The following is a 16,436-nucleotide window of genomic DNA, read 5'->3' on the forward strand; positions in this document are numbered from 1 at the left end:
TTCAGTCGGTGAGGGCAGGAGTCGGGTTCGGCTCGACCGCGTCGGCGTCGATGCCGTCGGTCGCGGCCTGGGCGGATCCGCCGCGCCCGGGCGCGGCGTCGGCGCGGCGCTGCTGCATCGCCCATAGCGCGGCGTAGCGGCCGCCGGCGGCGAGCAGTTCGGCGTGGCCGCCGCGCTCGACGATCCGGCCCGCCTCCAGCACCACGATCTGATCGGCGTCGATCACGCTGGACAGGCGGTGGGCGATCACCAGCGCGGTGCGGCCCTGCGCGGCCTGGCGCAGCTCGCGCAGGATCTGGCTTTCGGTGTGCGCATCCAGCGCCGAGGTGGCTTCGTCGAAGACCAGGATCGCCGGCCGCTTGAGCAGGGTGCGGGCGATCGCGATGCGCTGTTTTTCGCCGCCGGAGAGCTTCAGGCCGCGCTCGCCCACGCCGGTGTCGTAGCCCTGCGGCAGGGCCTGGATGAAGTCGTGGATGCGCGCGGCGCGCGCGGCTTCCAGGACCTCGTCGCGGCTGGCGTCCGGGCGGCCGTAGGCGATGTTGTAGTACAGCGATTCGTTGAACAGCACGGTGTCCTGCGGCACCACGCCGATGCGCCGGCGCAACGAATCGACGCCGACCTCGCGCAGGTCCTGGCCGTCGATCAGCACCCGCCCGCCATCGGGGTCGTAGTGGCGGTACAGCAGCCGCGCCAGGGTCGATTTGCCGGCGCCGGTGCTGCCCACCACCGCCAGAGTGCGGCCGCTGGGAATGGTCAGGTCGATGCCGGCCAGGATCTCGCGATCGCCATAGCGGAAACTCGCGTTCTCGAACCGGACCTCGCCGCCGGCCACGCGCAGCGCCGGCGCGTCGGGCCGGTCGCGCACCTCCACCGGTTCGTCGAGCAGGGCGAACATGCGTTCCAGGTTGGCCAGCATCTGCTTGCTTTCGCGGTAGATCACGCCCAGGTAGCTCAGCGGCGCGGCCATCTGCAGCAGATAGGCGTTGACCAGGACCAGGTCGCCCAGGCTCATCCGGCCCTCGGCCACCCCGGCCGCGGCGCGCCACAGCAGGGCGGTGATGCCGAGGGCGATGATCGCGGCCTGGCCGATGCCGGTCAGCGACGCCGCTTTCAGGCTCTTGACCGCGGTGTCTTCCAGTTCGCGCAGGCGGCGGTCGAAGCGGCGGGCCTCGTAGGCCTCGTTGTTGAAGTACTTGACCGTTTCGTAGTTGAGCAGCGAATCCACCGAGCCGGCGTTGGCTTCGGTGTTGGCCTCGTTCATCTGCCGGTACCAGCGCAGCCGCCACTCGGTCATGCGATAGGTGAAGGCCAGGTACGCCGCCAGCGTGGCCAGGGTGATCGCGGCGAAGGACAGGTCGTAGCCGGCGATCAGGATGGCAAGGATCAGCGCCAGTTCGAGCAGGGTCGGCAGCACCATGTACAGCACGGTGTCGAGCAGTTCGGAGATCGAGGCCATGCCGCGCTCCAGGTCGCGGCCGACCGCGCCGGTGCGGCGGTCCAGGTGGAAGCGCAGGCTCAGCGCGTGCAGGTGCGCGAACACGCGCAGCCCGACCTCGCGCGAGCTGCGCGCCAGCACCCGGGCGAACACGATCGTGCGCAGCTCCTGCAGCAGCGAGGAGCCCAGCCGCAATGCGCCGTAGGCCATCAACAGCGCCGCCGGCACGGTCAGCGGGGTCGGTTCCTGGCCGAGCGCGTCGATCAGCTGCTTGAGCAGCAGGGGCAACCCGACCAGGGCCAACTTGGTGGCCAGCACCAAGGCCAGGCCGAGCAGGACCCGGCCGCGGTAATGCCACAGGGTCGGCAGCAGGCGCCGCAGTACGGCCAGGGCCGAGCCGCTGGCGGTCGGGCCGGGGGAGGCGGGCGCGCCGTCGTTCATCGGCGGTCCGGGGCGCCGGCCCGGAGCCCACGCCGGCCGGCGGTCCGACCGCCGCCGCACCACGCCGCCGACGGCGCTCCGCAGCCGCGCGCGGCGCGGCCGGCTTCCCTGATTTCCATCACGTCCCCACGCAGATGGCGTCCTTGAATCGCGCACAGTACCCGAGCCCGCGCGGCTCCCGTGTGCGCCGCGTCGCGGTCCCGCCGGCGGCGGACGGTTGACTTGGCCCGGCCGCGCCCCAACTATTAGCGCCTGCGACGCGGCATCCGGCCGCTTCCCCCAGAGAACCAGGTGGCCCGCGGCATCCCGCCGGCCGAGCGTGCGACATGGACACTACCCGCGCCCATCGCTGAACCCGCGCAGGCCCCGCTCACGCAGGCGCCCTCGCGGCGCTTTTTTCTTGTCCGGGCCTTGCCCGGCCGAGCCAGCCGAACCCTCCCTGCGACCGCGGCCCGCGCCGCGCCCGCGTCCTTCGCGCCATCGGCGCGCAGGCCGCAGCGCCCACCGTCCGCACCGCCTCAGAATCCGTTGCCCAAGTCCGCACTCATGATCGCCATTACCCTTCCCGACGGCAGCCGCCGCGAGTTCGACCACCCCGTTTCGGTCATGGAGGTCGCCGCCTCGATCGGCGCCGGCCTGGCCAAGGCCACCGTCGCCGGCGAGGTCGACGGCAAGCTGGTCGACGCCAGCGACCGCATCGACCGCGACGCCAAGCTGCGCATCATCACCCCCAAGGATCCCGAAGGCGTCGAGATCATCCGCCACTCCTGCGCCCACCTGGTCGGCCACGCGGTCAAGCAGTTGTACCCGAGCGCGAAGATGGTGATCGGCCCGGTGATCGAGGAGGGCTTCTACTACGACATCTGGTACGAGCGCCCGTTCACCCCCGAGGACCTGGCCGCGATCGAAGCGCGCATGGTCGAGCTGATCGACAAGGACTACGACGTGATCAAGAAGGTCACGCCGCGCGACGAGGTCGTCGCCGTGTTCCAGTCGCGCGGCGAGGACTACAAGCTGCGCCTGGTCGAGGATATGCCCGACGAACAGGCGATGGGCCTGTACTACCACGAGGAATACGTCGACATGTGCCGCGGCCCGCACGTGCCGAACACGCGCTTCCTCAAGGCCTTCAAGCTGACCCGCATTTCCGGCGCGTACTGGCGCGGCGACTCCAAGAACGAGCAACTGCAGCGCGTCTACGGCACCGCCTGGGCCGACAAGAAGCAGCTGGCGGCCTACATCCAGCGGGTCGAGGAGGCCGAGAAGCGCGACCACCGCAAGATCGGCAAGCAGCAGGACCTGTTCCACCTGCAGGAAGAGGCGCCCGGCCTGGTGTTCTGGCACCCCAAGGGCTGGTCGATCTGGCAGGTCGTCGAGCAGTACATGCGCCGGGTCTACCGCGACAGCGGCTACGGCGAAGTGCGCTGCCCGCAGATCCTGGACGTGTCGCTGTGGCAGAAGTCCGGCCACTGGGACAACTACAAGGAGAACATGTTCTTCACCGAGTCGGAGAAGCGCACCTACGCGGTCAAGCCGATGAACTGCCCGGGCCACGTCCAGGTGTTCAACCAGGGCCTGCACAGCTACCGCGACCTGCCGATCCGCTACGGCGAGTTCGGCTCCTGCCACCGCAACGAGCCCTCCGGCGCGCTGCACGGCATCCTGCGCGTGCGCGGCTTCACCCAGGACGACGGCCACATCTTCTGCCTGGAAGACCAGATCGAGTCCGAGGTCACCGCCTTCCACCGGCAGGCGCTGGCGGTCTACGGCGACTTCGGCTTCGACGACATCCAGATCAAGATCGCCCTGCGCCCCGAGTCGCGGCTGGGCGACGACGCCACCTGGGACAAGGCCGAGGCCGCCCTGCGCAGCGCCCTGTCGGCCTGCGGGGTGGAATGGCAGGAGCTGCCGGGCGAGGGCGCCTTCTACGGCCCCAAGATCGAGTACCACCTCAAGGACGCGATCGGCCGCACCTGGCAGCTGGGCACCATGCAGGTCGACTTCATGATGCCGGGCCGGCTCGGCGCCGAGTACGTCGACGAGAACAGCCAGCGGCGGACCCCGGTCATGCTGCACCGGGCCATCGTCGGCTCGATGGAGCGGTTCATCGGGATCCTGATCGAGCACCACGCCGGCCAGTTCCCGGCCTGGCTGGCCCCGGTCCAGGCCACGGTCATGAACATCACCGACGCCCAGGCCGATTATGTGGCCGATGTCCGGAAACTCCTTGCAAATCAAGGGTTCCGGGTCGAGGCCGATTTGCGCAACGAAAAAATCGGCCGTAAGATTCGCGAGCACACGCTGGACCGCGTGCCCTACCTGCTTGTGGCCGGCGACCGCGAGAAGGAAAATGGCCTGGTTGCGGTGCGCACGCGGGCAGGGGAAGACCTGGGGACGATGACCGTCGCCGAGTTCGCCTCGCGTTTGAATGGCGAAGCGGCCGGCTAAACCGCGCAGCCCGCAACAGACCCCGTCCCGGCGCCGTCCGGGACGGCCTGAACCACCTTGGAGATCCAACAATCAGTACCCCCGAGAAGCCGAATCGAAAGAACCAGGAAATCCGCGTGCCGCGCGTGCGCGTGATCGGCAGCGATGGCGAAATGATCGGCGTGCTCACGCGCGACGAAGCGCTGCGCATGGCCGAAGAGGAAGACCTGGATCTGGTCGAAATCCAGCCCAATGCCGATCCGCCGGTCTGCAAGATCATGGATTTCGGCAAATTCCGCTTCGAGCAGCAGAAAAAGGCCAACGAGGCCAAGAAGAAGCAGAAGCAGGTCGAGATCAAGGAGCTCAAGTTCCGCCCCGTCACCGACGAGGGCGACTACCAGATCAAGCTGCGCAACATGCGCCGCTTCCTGGAAGAGGGCGACAAGGTCAAGGTCAACATCCGCTTCCGCGGCCGCGAAATGAGCCACCAGGAGCTCGGCCGCGAGATGGCGGCGCGGATCGAGGCCGACCTGGGCGAAGACATCGTGATCGAGTCGCGTCCGCGCCTGGAAGGGCGGCAGATGGTCATGATGATCGCGCCGAAGAAGAAGCAGTAGGCGTCCGTCCCGGTCCGGGACGGCGCCCGCGCGCCGCCGGGGCGACCCGGCGTGCGGCGCCAATCGACTGATTTCCTTCGATATATTTGCAAGCCCGGCGCCCAGGCCGCATACTATGCGGCCCGGTTCGCCGGGTTTGTTGTATGCAAGTTCACGGACCTGTCGTGGATTCGTTTCAGATCAACGACTTACAAGCCGGCAAGGGCAGGACGGAAAGAGTGGCAGGGCGCGCCAGCGCCGCAGGCCACCGCCCAGGCCAGTGACATAAACCTCCGAAAGGACATCGCAATGCCCAAGATCAAGACCAATCGGGCGGCGGCCAAGCGCTTCCGGAAGACCGCTTCCGGCAAGTACAAGTGCGGCCACGCCAACAAGAGCCACATCCTCACCAAGAAGGCGACCAAGCGGAAGCGCAACCTGCGGCAGACGAACCATGTTCGCGCCGAGGACGCCGGCCGTCTGGACCGCATGCTTCCGTATTTGTGAGGAGACTGAAAAATGGCACGAGTTAAGCGTGGTGTAACGGCGCGCCGCCGTCACAAGAAAATCCTGAAGCAGGCCAAGGGCTACTACAACGCCCGCCGCAAGGTCTTCCGCGTCGCCAAGCAGGCGGTGACGAAGGCCCTGCAGTACGCCTACATCGGTCGTAAGCAGAAGAAGCGCAATTTCCGTTCGCTGTGGATCACCCGCATCAACGCGGCGGCCCGCATCAACGGCCTGAGCTACAGCCGTTTCATCAACGGCCTGTTGAAGGCCGGCATCACCCTCGACCGTAAGGTGCTGGCCGACATCGCCGTGCACGACGCGAAGGGTTTTGCGGCGCTGGCGGAAAAGGCGAAGAGCGCGCTCGCGGCTTAAGGCGGATCCCTCCGCAAAGGCCCGCGCTTCCATGCGCGGACTTTTCGCGGGGAACCTAAGGCATGGGGAAGGGCGCAAGTCCTTCCCCATTGTCGTTTCTGGGCCGTGCGCAACGGCGGTCGGACTTCAACGGAGCGGTCGATGAAAGGAATCTTCGGGTACGGCAAGTCGGCGCTGGGTACCCTGGCGTTGCTGGGTCTGACGGCGGCGGCATCGGCGCAGGCGCCGGATGCGCGCGAGCAGCGCAATGCGCAAACGCTCGAGCGCTACGCCGAAGTGGTGGTCGCGCAAGGCCGCAACGAGCAGTGCAAGGTGCTGGACGAGGCGCGCGGCAAGCGTTTCGCCGAGGATGTCGGCAAGATCACCATGGTCCTGGAAAAGCGGCTTCCGGCTCAGCAACTGCTCGACGTCATCATCAACTCGGCGATCGCGACCGGGGCCCCGGAATCGGCGGCGGGCTGCGACGAGGCGACCCGGCGACTGGTCGAGGCGGGCAGCGAACAGGCGAGGACCTGGGCGGAAGAACTCCGCGGCGGGCGATCGCGAGGCAATTCAACGCAAGGCAAGTGAAAGGAAACCTGAGCACATGGCGCAGATCGAGCAACTGACGCAGCACGCGCTGGCCGATATCGCGGCGGCCGATTCTCCCGACGCCATCGAAGCGCTGCGCGTGGCCCTGCTCGGCAAGTCCGGCAGCGTCACCGCCCAGCTCAAGCAGCTCGGCGCGCTGCCGGCCGACGAGCGCAAGGCCGCCGGCGAGGCGATCAACAAGGCCCGCGACACGCTGACCGAAGCGCTGGCGCAGCGCAAGGGCGCGCTGGACGCGGCCGCGCTGGACGCGCGCCTGGCCGCCGAGACCATCGACGTGACCCTGCCCGGCATCGATGCCGAGCGCGGCGGCCTGCACCCGGTCAGCCGGACCATGGAGCGCATGGCCGACATCTTCGGCCGGCTCGGCTTCGAACTGGCCGACGGCCCGGAGATCGAGGACGACTGGCACAACTTCGAAGCGCTGAACTTCCCCCCGCACCATCCGGCGCGGGCGATGCACGACACCTTCTATTTCCCCGCCGACAGCGCCGGCGTGGCGCGACTGCTGCGTACCCATACCTCGGGCATGCAGGTGCGCTACATGCTGCAGAACAAACCGCCGCTGCGCATGATCGCGCTGGGCAAGGTCTACCGCAGCGACAGCGACCAGACCCACACGCCGATGTTCCACCAGTGCGAAGGCCTGCTGATCGACGAGCATTCCAGCTTCGCCGACCTCAAGGGCACCCTGGCCGAATTCGTGCGCGCGTTCTTCGAGCGCGACTTCGAGATGCGCTTCCGCCCGAGCTATTTCCCCTTCACCGAGCCCTCGGCCGAAGTCGACATCGCCTGGCAGCAGGCCGACGGCAGCACCCGCTGGCTGGAAGTGCTGGGCTGCGGCATGGTCCACCCGAACGTGCTGCGCAACGTCGGCATCGATCCGCAGCGCTACACCGGCTACGCCTTCGGCATGGGCGTGGAGCGCCTGACCATGCTGCGCTACGGCGTCGACGACCTGCGCAGCTTCTTCGAGAACGACGTGCGGTTCCTGCGTCAGTTCGCATGAGCGAATGCGGGACTCGGGACTCGGGATTCGGGACTCGAAACGGCCAGCCCGTTTCGGTGTGCCCGCAGCCCGGTGATCGGCGAGTCCCAAGTCCCGAGTCCCGAGTCCCGGAATCCCCATGAAATTCAGCGAAAACTGGCTGCGCCAGCATGTCCCGACCTCCGTTTCGCGCGAGCGGCTCGCCGCGACGCTGACCGCGATCGGGCTGGAAGTCGAAGAAGTCGTCGCGCTCGGCGAGTCCCTGCAGGGCGTGGTCGTGGCCCGCATCGTCTCCGCCGAACGGCACCCGGAGGCCGACCGCCTGCAGGTGTGCCAGGTCGAGACCGGGCAGGGCACGGTGCAGATCGTCTGCGGCGCGCCGAACGCGCGCGCCGGGCTGATCGCGCCGCTGGCCACGGTCGGCGCCCAACTGCCGGGCGGGATCGCGATCAAGGCGGCCAAGCTGCGCGGGGTCGAGTCCTTCGGCATGCTCTGCTCGGCCAAGGAACTGGGCGTGGATCCGGACGCCTCCGGCCTGCTCGAACTGCCGGCCGACGCGCCGGTCGGTACGCCGCTGGCGGACTACCTGGGCCTGCCCGACGCCAGCATCGAGATCAAGCTGACCCCGAACCGCGCCGACTGCTTCAGCGTGCGCGGCATCGCCTACGACGTCGCCGCCGCGACCGGCGGCAATGTCGCGCCGTCGCAGATCGCCGCGGTGCCGGCGGCCAGCGCCGAAACCCTGGCGGTCGAACTCGACGCCGGCGCCGACGCGCCGCGCTACTGCGGCCGGGTGATCGAAGGCGTCGACGCTGGCGCGCCGACCCCAGTGTGGATGGCCGAGCGGCTGCGCCGCAGCGGCGTGCGTCCAGTCTCGCTGCTGGTCGACGTCACCCAGTACGTGATGCTCGAGATCGGCCAGCCGATGCACGCCTTCGACCGCGACACGCTGCAGGGCCCGGTCGGCGTGCGCCGCGCCCGCGCCGGCGAGACGACCAAGCTGCTCAACGGCCAGGACGTGACGCTGGACGAGCAGTTCCTGGCGATCGTCGACGGCAGCGGCGACGCGCAGCGGGTGATCGCGCTCGGCGGCATCATGGGCGGCTACGACACCCGGGTCACCGACGCCACTCGCAACGTGTTCCTCGAGGCTGCGCACTTCGCCCCGGCGGCGATCATCGGCCGCGGCCGCAAGCTCGGCCTGCACACCGACGCCGGCCACCGTTTCGAACGCGGCGTCGATCCGGAACTGCCGCGCACCGCAGTCGAGTACGCGACCCGGCTGATCCTCGACATCGCCGGCGGCGTGCCCGGCCCGGTGGTCGAATCCGCCTTGCCGGACCACCTGCCGCAGCCGCGTCCGGTCGCCCTGCGCCGCGCCCGCCTGGCGCGGGTGCTGGGCCTGAGCGTCGCCGACGCCGAGGTCGAACGCATCCTCGGCGCGCTCGGCCTGAAGCTCGAGCGCAGCGAGGACGGCTGGCGGGTGACCCCGCCCAGCCGCCGCTTCGACATCGCGATCGAAGAGGACCTGATCGAAGAAATCGCCCGCATCCACGGCTACGACGCGATCCCGACCACCCTGCCGGGCGGCGCCGCGCGCCTGGCGGCGCCCAGCGAGGGCCGGGTCGACACGATCACCGTGCGCCGCCAGCTCGCCGCGCGCGACTGCCTGGAGGCGATCAACTACGCCTTCGTCGACGCCGCCTGGCTGAGCCTGTGGCAGGCCGAGGCCGGTGCGGTGCCGCTGGCCAACCCGCTCAGCGCCGAGCTCGGGGTCATGCGCACCTCGCTGCTGCCGGGCCTGGTCGCCGCGCTGGCGCGCAATGCCGCCCGCCAGCAGGACCGGGTGCGCCTGTTCGAGCTGGGCAACGTGTTCCATGCCGGCGATGCCGCCGCGGCCCCGGTCGAGACCCAGCGCGTGGCCGCCGCGGTCTGCGGCAGCGCCAACGCCGAGCAGTGGGCGCTGCCGGCGCGCGCGGTCGGCTTCCACGACCTGCGCGGCGACCTCGACAGCCTGGCCGCCTGCGCCGGCGCGGTCCTGGAGTACCGCCCGAGCCAGCCGGCCTGGGCCCATCCGGGCCGTTCGGCCGACGTATGGCGGGTCGACGGCGGCCAGGAGCGCCGGCTGGGCTGGATCGGCCAGTTGCACCCGCGCCTGCAGCGCGCGCTGGACCTGGACCGGGACGTGATCGCCTTCGAGCTCGACCTGGCCCCGCTGAGCGAGCGCGCCCTGCCGCGCGCCGGCAGCCTGTCGCGCTTCCCCTCGGTGCGCCGCGACCGCGCGTTCATCGTCGCCGAGCAGGTCCCCTGGGGCGCCGTTCAGGCGACCGTCCGGGCCGCCGCGGGCCCCAGCCTGCGGGAATTGGTCCTGTTCGATCGTTACCAGGGCAAGGGCGTGGAAACCGGATTCAAGAGTCTCGCTATGGGCTTGATTCTGCAGGATGAATCGCGCACCCTGACCGATCGGGAGGTCGACGCGGTGGTGGCCGAAGTCACCGCAGCGGTCGAGCGCGAACACGGCGCGAAACTGCGCGCCTGAGCGATTCGATCGGCGTCCCGTCCCGGGCGTCGCGCAGAGGACACAATGGCACTTACCAAAGCGGAAATGGCGGAGCGGTTGTTCGACGAAGTCGGACTGAACAAGCGCGAGGCCAAGGAATTCGTCGACGCGTTCTTCGACGCGTTGCGCGAAGCGCTGGAGCAGGGCCGCCAGGTCAAGCTGTCGGGCTTCGGCAATTTCGATCTGCGTCGCAAAAACCAGCGGCCGGGGCGCAATCCGAAGACCGGCGAAGAGATCCCGATTTCGGCGCGGACGGTGGTGACCTTCCGGCCGGGCCAGAAGCTGAAGGAACGCGTCGAGGCGTACAGCGGAGGGGAGCATGCTTGACCCGGGCAGCAATCGCGAACTGCCGCCGATTCCGGCGAAGCGCTACTTCACCATCGGCGAGGTCAGCGAGCTGTGCGACGTCAAGCCGCACGTGCTGCGTTACTGGGAAACCGAGTTCCCGACCCTCAATCCGGTCAAGCGCCGCGGCAACCGCCGTTACTACCAGCGCCACGAGGTGCTGATGGTGCGGCAGATCCGCGGCCTGCTGTACGAACAGGGCTACACCATCGGCGGCGCGCGCCTGCGCCTGGAAGGCGAGGCGGCGAAGGACGAATCGGCGCTGAGCTCGCAGATCGTCAAGCAGGTGCGGATGGAGCTGGAAGAGGTTCTGCAGCTGCTCAGGCGCTGAGGCGCCGGGACTCGGGACTCGGGACTCGTAGAGCGTTAGCCCTCCGAGTCCCGAGTCCCAAATCTCGAACTTTGCGGCTATACTTGCCGCCCCGCTCGCCACGAGCGGAGATCGCAACACACGTCGGGGCGTAGCGCAGCCTGGTAGCGCATCTGCCTGGGGGGCAGAGGGTCGTCGGTTCGAATCCGGCCGTCCCGACCATTCGATGTTGCGGATCAACGGCTTGGGCGATGCGTCGAATCTCACCGCGCCCAATCCTCGCTGACTTCACCCTTTCGCGATAAGCCGAAGCGCACGTCGAGTCCGCTCCACGGCCGTTCGTGTCTTCCAGGCAGGCCTGCGTCGTCCGCATCCCGGCGGACAAGGCCGTCCCTGCGCTTGCTCCTGGGGCCGGCATTGGGTGCCCACCCGCGCCGCGCGAGGGAACGGATTTCATCGCAAGCCCGGCGCGCGATAATCGTCGCGTCGCGATCCGTCGGCGCGTTCGATTCGGGGGCGCAATGCCTGTGGCTTATCTGCGCGGCCTGACCGGCCGCACCCGCCAGCCCGGCGCCGACCGGCAACTGGCCGGGTATCTGGCTTTCGTCGCCGGCGCGGTCAATGCCGGCGGGTTTCTCGCCGTGCAGCAGTACACCTCGCACATGACCGGAATCGTCTCGGGCATGGCCGACGATCTCGCCCTGGGCCGCTACGCGGTAGTGGCGGGCGGCTTGGCCGCGGTGCTGGCGTTCCTCGCCGGCGCCGCCTGCTCGGCGATGATGATCCACTGGGGGCGCCGGCGCAGCCTGCACAGCGAGTACGCGCTGCCGCTGATGGCCGAAGCCGGCTTGCTGCTGGCGTTCGGCATCGCCGGCAGCCGTTTGCACGCCACCCAATGGCTGTTCGTTTCGGCGACCGCAGCGTTGCTGTGCTTCGTGATGGGGCTGCAGAACGCGATGATCACCAAGCTCTCGCGCGCGGAAATCCGCACTACCCACGTCACCGGCCTGATCACCGACCTGGGCATCGAACTGGGGAAATCCGCCTATTGGAACCGCCGCGACGCTGTGCCGCCGGTGCGCGCCGACCGCGCCCGGTTGCGCCTGCTGGCCCGGCTGGTTGGGTTGTTCTTCGTCGGCGGCGTGCTCGGCGCGCTGGGCTTCGCCCGGCTCGGCTTCGTCGCCACCGTGCCGCTGGCGGCCTTGCTGTGCCTGCTCGCGCTGGTGCCGGTGCTGGACGACCTGCGCGCACGCTTCTGAGCGGCCGGCATGGCAGTCCTTGCCGGGCTTGCGCTGCGGCGCCGGCCCGCCGGGCGCAGCGGGCCAGGATGCGGATTCGGGTGGCCCGCCTGGCGGCCGGATCGGCACTTGCCAAATATTGAACATCGTACAAATATGTTCGAAGTTCAATTGGTGCCCCGTGATGAACTCTCCAGCCCCAACGCCCGACCCGGGCCGGCGCGAGCGCAAGCGCCAGCAGACCCTCGACCACCTCGCCGCCACTGCCTTCGCCTTGTTCGAGGCCGAGGGCTACGAGGCGGTGACGATGGAGCAGATCGCCGCCGCGGCCGATCTGGCCAAGGGCACGCTGTACAACCATTTCCCGGTCAAGGAAGCGCTGTTGGCGCACCGGTTCCACGGCGAGCTGGCGCAGGCGCTGGACGGGCTGATGGCCCGTCTGGCGGAGCCGGAGCCCTTCGCCTGCCGCCTGTCGCAGTGGCTGCGGACTTCCGCCGAGTGGTGCGAGCGCCGGCGTAGCTACATGTGGCCGTACGTGCGCTACCGCTTCCTCGCTACCGAGGCCGCCGCGCGGCGTCGCGACGGCGACGGACGCAGCGGCCTGGAGCGGTTGTTCCGTCTGTTGATCCTGGCCGGGCAGGCCAGCGGCGAGCTGCGTCGCGATCTGCCCGCCGGGCAGTTGGCCGACCTGCTCCAGCACCTGTACTTGGGCGCGCTGATGCGTTGGCTGGCGACGCCGGGCGAGGGCGCGCCTGCGCCGACGCTGGAGGACGAGTTCGTCGCGATCGTCGAGCTGTTCGTGCACGGCGCCGCGGCGCGCACCGGGGCGGCGCCATGAGCGAGCCCGCCGTGGTGCTGGACTGGGCCGCGTCCGCGGCGGCCGGCGCGGGCGTGGCCGGCGGCAAGGGCTGGCGGCTCGGGCGCATGGCCCGGCTCGGCATCGCGGTGCCGGCCGGGTTCGTGATCGCCGCCGCCGCCAGTCGCGGCCGCGCGCCGGGCGCGCCGGCCGATGCGGTGCTGCGCGAGCGCCTGGCCGAGGAACTGGCCCGGCGCGGCTGGAACGCGCAGGCGCTGGCGGTGCGTTCTTCGGCGCCGCAGGAGGACTCGGCCCAGGCGTCGTTCGCCGGCATCCACCGCTCCTGCCTCAACGTGGTCGGCCTGGATGCGTTGCTGCAGGCGGTGGTCGAGGTCTGGGACTCGGCGCATGCGCCGGCCGCGCGCGCTTACCGCGAGCGCTTCGGCCTGGACGCCGACGACAGCGCGATGGCGGTGGTGGTGATGCCGCTGCTGCCGGCGCTGGCCTCGGGCGTGGTGTTCACCCGCGACCCGAGCTCGGGACGCGAAGACCGGATCGCGGTCAACGCGCATTGGGGCCTGGGCGAGGCCCTGGTCGGCGGCCAGGCCGATGTCGACGAATACCTGCTGCGCTACGACCGTATCGAACAGCGTCTGGCCCCGCTGCAGCGTCGTATCGGCGCCAAGCGCCACTACACCCGGATCGGCGAACGCGGCGGCACCGAACTGGCCGACACGCCGGCCGAGCAGGGCGCGCGGGCGGTGCTGACGCCGGAGCAGTCGCAGCAGGTCGCGCGGCTGGCGATGGACGCGGCGCGCGCGCTCGACTTCGCCTGCCCGCATTACGACGTGGAATGGGTCTGGGACGGCGCGCGGGTGTGGATCGTACAGGCGCGGCCGATCACCGCCGGCGCGCGCCACACCTATCCCACGCTGCGCGGCCAGCCGGCGCTGTGGACCCGCGGCAACACTCGCGAAATCCTGCCCGAGCCCTTGTCGGCGATGGACTGGTCGATCTATGCGGTGGCCGCCGACCGCATGCTCACCACCGGTTACGAGCTCAGCGGCTATCCGGTGCTGGAAGGCGTGCCGCATGCGGGCCTGCGCCATGGCCGGGTGTACCTGGAGGCTTCGCTGATCCAGTGGGAAGGCTACGACGCCTACGGCATCGCGCCGGCGGCGATCAACGCCCTGATCGGCGGCCGTCTGCCGGAGATCGCCGTGCCCGCGCCGGGTCGGCGCGACCGGCTGCGCCGCGCGGCGCGCCTGCTGAGGTATTTGCGCCGGTCCGCGGCGCGGCGACGCGCGGCCGAGGCCGCGGTCGACGCCGCGCTGGCGCAGGCGAAGCAATGGCGCGAACAGGACCTGAGCCAGGGCGATCGCGCGCTGGCCCAGCGCCTGAGCGAGCAGGTCGTGCAGGTGCGTCGCGCCGACGATCTGTTTTTCCTGCAGGGTTCGGCCGGGGGCAGCCTCAGCGGCCTGGTCGACTTGGTCGAGAAGTACTGCCCGGGCGAAGGCCATGCCTTGGCCGCCGCCTTGTTGGCCGGCGGCGAGCCGAGCACCACCGCGCGCCAGGGCTACGAGCTGATGGCGCTGGCGGCGCGCGCGGCGGCCGAACCGGCGGTGCTGGCCTGGCTGCGCCGCGGCGGGCGCGACGATGCGGCGTGGCGCGAAAGCCTGCCGCCCGACAGCGTGTTCCGCGAAGAATTCGCCGCGTTCCTCGAACGCTACGGCCATCGCACGGTCGCCGAGAGCTATTTGCGCCACGCGCGCTGGCGCGAACGACCGCAGTACCTGTTCGACCAGATCCTGGCCCTGGTTGGCAGCGATGCGCAGGCGCTGCGCCTGCGCCAGCGCGAGGCCGCCGCGCTGGCGCGGCGACGCCTGCAGGGACGGCTGCCGTGGTGGCAGCGGCCGGCGCTGAACTATCTGCTGCGCAGCGCGGCGCGCGACAGCAACCAGCGCGAGGCCGCGCGCAGCGCGCTGATGGCGTACTTCGAGGCGCTGCGGCGGCTGGCGCTGAGGCTCGGCGAGCGCGCCTGCGAGCGCGGCGCGCTGGAACGGGCCGAGGATGCGTTCGAGCTCGACGCCGAGGAACTGTGCGCGCTGGTCGACGGCCGGCTCGCGCCGGCGCACGCGCGGGAACGTGCGCGGACCCGGCGCGAGTTGCGCCTGCGCCAGGCGCTGCAGGCCGAGCCCGAACTGGTGGTCGAACACGGCGTCCTGGCGGCGGCGCCGTTCGAGCCGACGCGTACCGCGGCCGGCGAGGACGGTTGGAGCGGCACGCCGATCGGCCCCGGCCGCGCGCGCGGGCGGGCGCGGATCGTGCGCGATCCGCACCAGGGCGCGAGCCTGGCGGCGGGCGAGATCCTGATCGCGCCCAGCACCGACCCGGCCTGGACGCCGCTGTTCCTGCGCGCGGCGGCGCTGGTCATGGAGACCGGCGGCTATCTGTCGCACGGCGCGATCGTCGCGCGCGAGTTCGGCCTTCCGGCGGTGGCCAACCTGCCCGGCGTGCTCGGCGAACTGGCCGACGGCGAGGAAATCGAGGTCGACGGCGACCGCGGCCTGGTGCGCCGGCTGCGCGCCTGAGCGCGCGGCCGCTCGGGCGCGCTCAGGGGTCCTCGACGGTGTAGCCCTGGGCGCGCAGCTTGTCGAGCAGGCCGCCGCTCTCCAGCAGGTCCGATACCGGCAGGGTGGCGAAGGTGCTGCGGTTTTCCGCCAGCGAATCCAGCGCGCGCTCCAGCCAGGTCGCGGCGACGCGCTCGCGCAGGTCGGAGAAGCCCAGACGATGGGCGACGCCGGTGGCGGCCAGCGCGTCCATGCAGGTGCGGTACTGATCGCCCTGCGGCAGGCTGCGCAGCGCGGCGATGTCGCCGACCGCCCAGGCGTTGCCGCGCGCGCGCATCGATTCCAGGTCGCTTTCGATCCGCGCCATGGTCTTGGCGAAGCATTCGCGGTCGTCCAGCGCGCTGGCGCCGAACTCCTTCAGCGCCGCCTTGGGGTCGGCGATCTTCAGCGCGACCCGCGCCTCCAGCACCGGCACGCCGTGGCGCTTGGCGGCCTGGTCGACCACCGGCTTGACCACGCCCTTCAGGCTCATGCCGGAACGCTCGATCGCCGCTTCGTACAGTTCCTGCGCGGCGAAGATCGGTCGCCACTTCTCGACCCCGCCGTCGCGGCCGATGTAGCGCGCCTTGAGCGTCGACCAGCGCGCGTACAGGTCCGCCGGCACCACTTCCTGCAAGGTCTTGCCGTCGGGATTCTTGCGCGCCTTCAGCGCGGTCGGAATCAGCATCATCGTGCGCAGCATGCCCAGGTCGGTGTCGAAGTTGACCGAGGGCGGGGCGATCACCGCCTGCGATTCGGCGATCGCCGCTTCGACGTCGCGCGACAGCCAGGTCATGTTCTTCGGCAGCGGGCTGACCGTGCCCAGGATCCACAGCACATGGCCGCCGCGCACCACCTTCCACATGCCGGGGCCGGGCTGCTCGCCGGTGACCACCAGGGTGTCGAGGTCGCGGATGGACTCGGCCGCCGGCACGGCGGTCTGCGCCGGGGCGATGCCCGGGGCCAGGGCCAACAGCAGCAGGACGAACAGGGAACGGCGCATGCGTAGCGCTCCGGGGGATGGGGGACGCGGCGAAAGCGGATCGTAGCCGGTCGCGGGCGCGACCGGGGTTGCGATCTGTAAACCCGACCGCGGCGGCAACGTCGGAATGCGCCGCTCTGCGCAGATCCGCTCGCCGCCGCCGTCATGGTTTGCAAATGAGAACTATTGCCAATTAGACTGGGTCCAGGTCCGCTCCGCATCGCCCAAACGTCATCCCGCCG

Annotated in this window: 13 protein-coding genes, 1 tRNA gene and 1 pseudogene; 13 read left to right on the forward strand and 2 right to left on the reverse strand. The window is 70.2% G+C overall.

Annotated features, from left to right (window positions below; all coding sequences use genetic code 11):
- Nucleotide 1: 1 nt before the first annotated feature.
- The gene (locus AC3A57_RS19985) at nt 2–1,876 is read right to left on the reverse strand and encodes an ABCB family ABC transporter ATP-binding protein/permease (RefSeq protein ID WP_487580508.1); all 1,875 of its coding nucleotides are present in this window, start codon (nt 1,874–1,876) and stop codon (nt 2–4) included.
- A gap of 546 nt (nt 1,877–2,422) precedes the next feature.
- Between AC3A57_RS19985 and thrS the strand changes: the two genes are divergently transcribed.
- The 13 genes and pseudogenes from thrS (at nt 2,423) to AC3A57_RS20050 (ending at nt 15,194) form a co-directional block, all read left to right on the forward strand.
- Entirely contained in the window at nt 2,423–4,324 is a 1,902-nt protein-coding gene (gene thrS, locus AC3A57_RS19990) for a threonine--tRNA ligase (protein WP_487580509.1), read from the forward strand.
- A gap of 71 nt (nt 4,325–4,395) precedes the next feature.
- Complete coding sequence (infC, locus tag AC3A57_RS19995) at nt 4,396–4,920, forward strand: translation initiation factor IF-3 (protein WP_343225830.1); 525 nt, start codon at nt 4,396–4,398, stop codon at nt 4,918–4,920.
- Nucleotides 4,921–5,208: 288 nt separating this feature from the next.
- Nucleotides 5,209–5,406 carry a 50S ribosomal protein L35 gene (gene rpmI / locus AC3A57_RS20000; protein WP_027083463.1) on the forward strand — a complete coding sequence of 66 codons (198 nt, stop codon included), beginning with the start codon at nt 5,209–5,211 and terminating at the stop codon, nt 5,404–5,406.
- A gap of 12 nt (nt 5,407–5,418) precedes the next feature.
- The gene (gene rplT, locus AC3A57_RS20005; RefSeq protein WP_064748377.1) at nt 5,419–5,778 is read left to right on the forward strand and encodes a 50S ribosomal protein L20; all 360 of its coding nucleotides are present in this window, start codon (nt 5,419–5,421) and stop codon (nt 5,776–5,778) included.
- Between the two features lie 141 nt (nt 5,779–5,919).
- On the forward strand, nt 5,920–6,348 hold the full coding sequence (locus AC3A57_RS20010) for a hypothetical protein (RefSeq protein ID WP_487580510.1): 429 nt from the start codon (nt 5,920–5,922) through the stop codon (nt 6,346–6,348).
- Between the two features lie 16 nt (nt 6,349–6,364).
- Nucleotides 6,365–7,375, forward strand: a complete 1,011-nt coding sequence (gene pheS / locus AC3A57_RS20015) for a phenylalanine--tRNA ligase subunit alpha (RefSeq protein WP_487580511.1) — start codon at nt 6,365–6,367, stop codon at nt 7,373–7,375.
- A gap of 118 nt (nt 7,376–7,493) precedes the next feature.
- Nucleotides 7,494–9,893: a phenylalanine--tRNA ligase subunit beta gene (pheT, locus tag AC3A57_RS20020; RefSeq protein WP_487580512.1), complete on the forward strand. Its 2,400-nt coding sequence runs from the start codon at nt 7,494–7,496 to the stop codon at nt 9,891–9,893.
- Nucleotides 9,894–9,938: 45 nt separating this feature from the next.
- The gene (locus AC3A57_RS20025) at nt 9,939–10,241 is read left to right on the forward strand and encodes an integration host factor subunit alpha (protein ID WP_031370383.1); all 303 of its coding nucleotides are present in this window, start codon (nt 9,939–9,941) and stop codon (nt 10,239–10,241) included.
- Entirely contained in the window at nt 10,234–10,590 is a 357-nt protein-coding gene (locus AC3A57_RS20030) for a MerR family transcriptional regulator (protein ID WP_057948383.1), read from the forward strand. The genes AC3A57_RS20025 and AC3A57_RS20030 overlap by 8 nt, the downstream gene beginning before the upstream one ends.
- A 124-nt stretch (nt 10,591–10,714) precedes the next feature.
- Nucleotides 10,715–10,791 (forward strand) — tRNA-Pro (locus tag AC3A57_RS20035).
- Nucleotides 10,792–11,090: 299 nt separating this feature from the next.
- Nucleotides 11,091–11,822 (forward strand): annotated as a pseudogene (locus tag AC3A57_RS20040) (YoaK family protein); the annotation flags it as partial.
- 169 nt (nt 11,823–11,991) lie between these two features.
- A complete protein-coding gene (locus tag AC3A57_RS20045; protein WP_487580513.1) occupies nt 11,992–12,645 on the forward strand; it encodes a TetR/AcrR family transcriptional regulator in 654 nt (217 codons plus the stop codon).
- Complete coding sequence (locus tag AC3A57_RS20050; RefSeq protein WP_487580514.1) at nt 12,642–15,194, forward strand: PEP/pyruvate-binding domain-containing protein; 2,553 nt, start codon at nt 12,642–12,644, stop codon at nt 15,192–15,194. Before AC3A57_RS20045 ends, AC3A57_RS20050 begins: the two co-directional genes overlap by 4 nt.
- Nucleotides 15,195–15,216: 22 nt before the next feature.
- Here AC3A57_RS20050 and AC3A57_RS20055 read toward each other — a convergent pair whose 3' ends face one another.
- A complete protein-coding gene (locus AC3A57_RS20055; protein ID WP_487580515.1) occupies nt 15,217–16,215 on the reverse strand; it encodes a TraB/GumN family protein in 999 nt (332 codons plus the stop codon).
- Nucleotides 16,216–16,436 lie beyond the last annotated feature (221 nt).

The organism is Lysobacter sp. Soil_C_15, from assembly GCF_057657315.1.

Bases quoted from the DNA above. Each gene is read 5' to 3' on its own strand.
- AC3A57_RS20045 (WP_487580513.1), top strand. From the start codon at position 11,992: ATGAACTCTCCAGCCCCAACGCCCGACCCGGGCCGGCGCGAGCGCAAG.
- AC3A57_RS19985 (WP_487580508.1), bottom strand. From the start codon at position 1,876: ATGAACGACGGCGCGCCCGCCTCCCCCGGCCCGACCGCCAGCGGCTCG.
- AC3A57_RS20055 (WP_487580515.1), bottom strand. From the start codon at position 16,215: ATGCGCCGTTCCCTGTTCGTCCTGCTGCTGTTGGCCCTGGCCCCGGGC.
- rplT (WP_064748377.1), top strand. From the start codon at position 5,419: ATGGCACGAGTTAAGCGTGGTGTAACGGCGCGCCGCCGTCACAAGAAA.
- thrS (WP_487580509.1), top strand. From the start codon at position 2,423: ATGATCGCCATTACCCTTCCCGACGGCAGCCGCCGCGAGTTCGACCAC.
- AC3A57_RS20025 (WP_031370383.1), top strand. From the start codon at position 9,939: ATGGCACTTACCAAAGCGGAAATGGCGGAGCGGTTGTTCGACGAAGTC.
- pheS (WP_487580511.1), top strand. From the start codon at position 6,365: ATGGCGCAGATCGAGCAACTGACGCAGCACGCGCTGGCCGATATCGCG.
- AC3A57_RS20050 (WP_487580514.1), top strand. From the start codon at position 12,642: ATGAGCGAGCCCGCCGTGGTGCTGGACTGGGCCGCGTCCGCGGCGGCC.
- AC3A57_RS20010 (WP_487580510.1), top strand. From the start codon at position 5,920: ATGAAAGGAATCTTCGGGTACGGCAAGTCGGCGCTGGGTACCCTGGCG.
- rpmI (WP_027083463.1), top strand. From the start codon at position 5,209: ATGCCCAAGATCAAGACCAATCGGGCGGCGGCCAAGCGCTTCCGGAAG.
- AC3A57_RS20030 (WP_057948383.1), top strand. From the start codon at position 10,234: ATGCTTGACCCGGGCAGCAATCGCGAACTGCCGCCGATTCCGGCGAAG.
- pheT (WP_487580512.1), top strand. From the start codon at position 7,494: ATGAAATTCAGCGAAAACTGGCTGCGCCAGCATGTCCCGACCTCCGTT.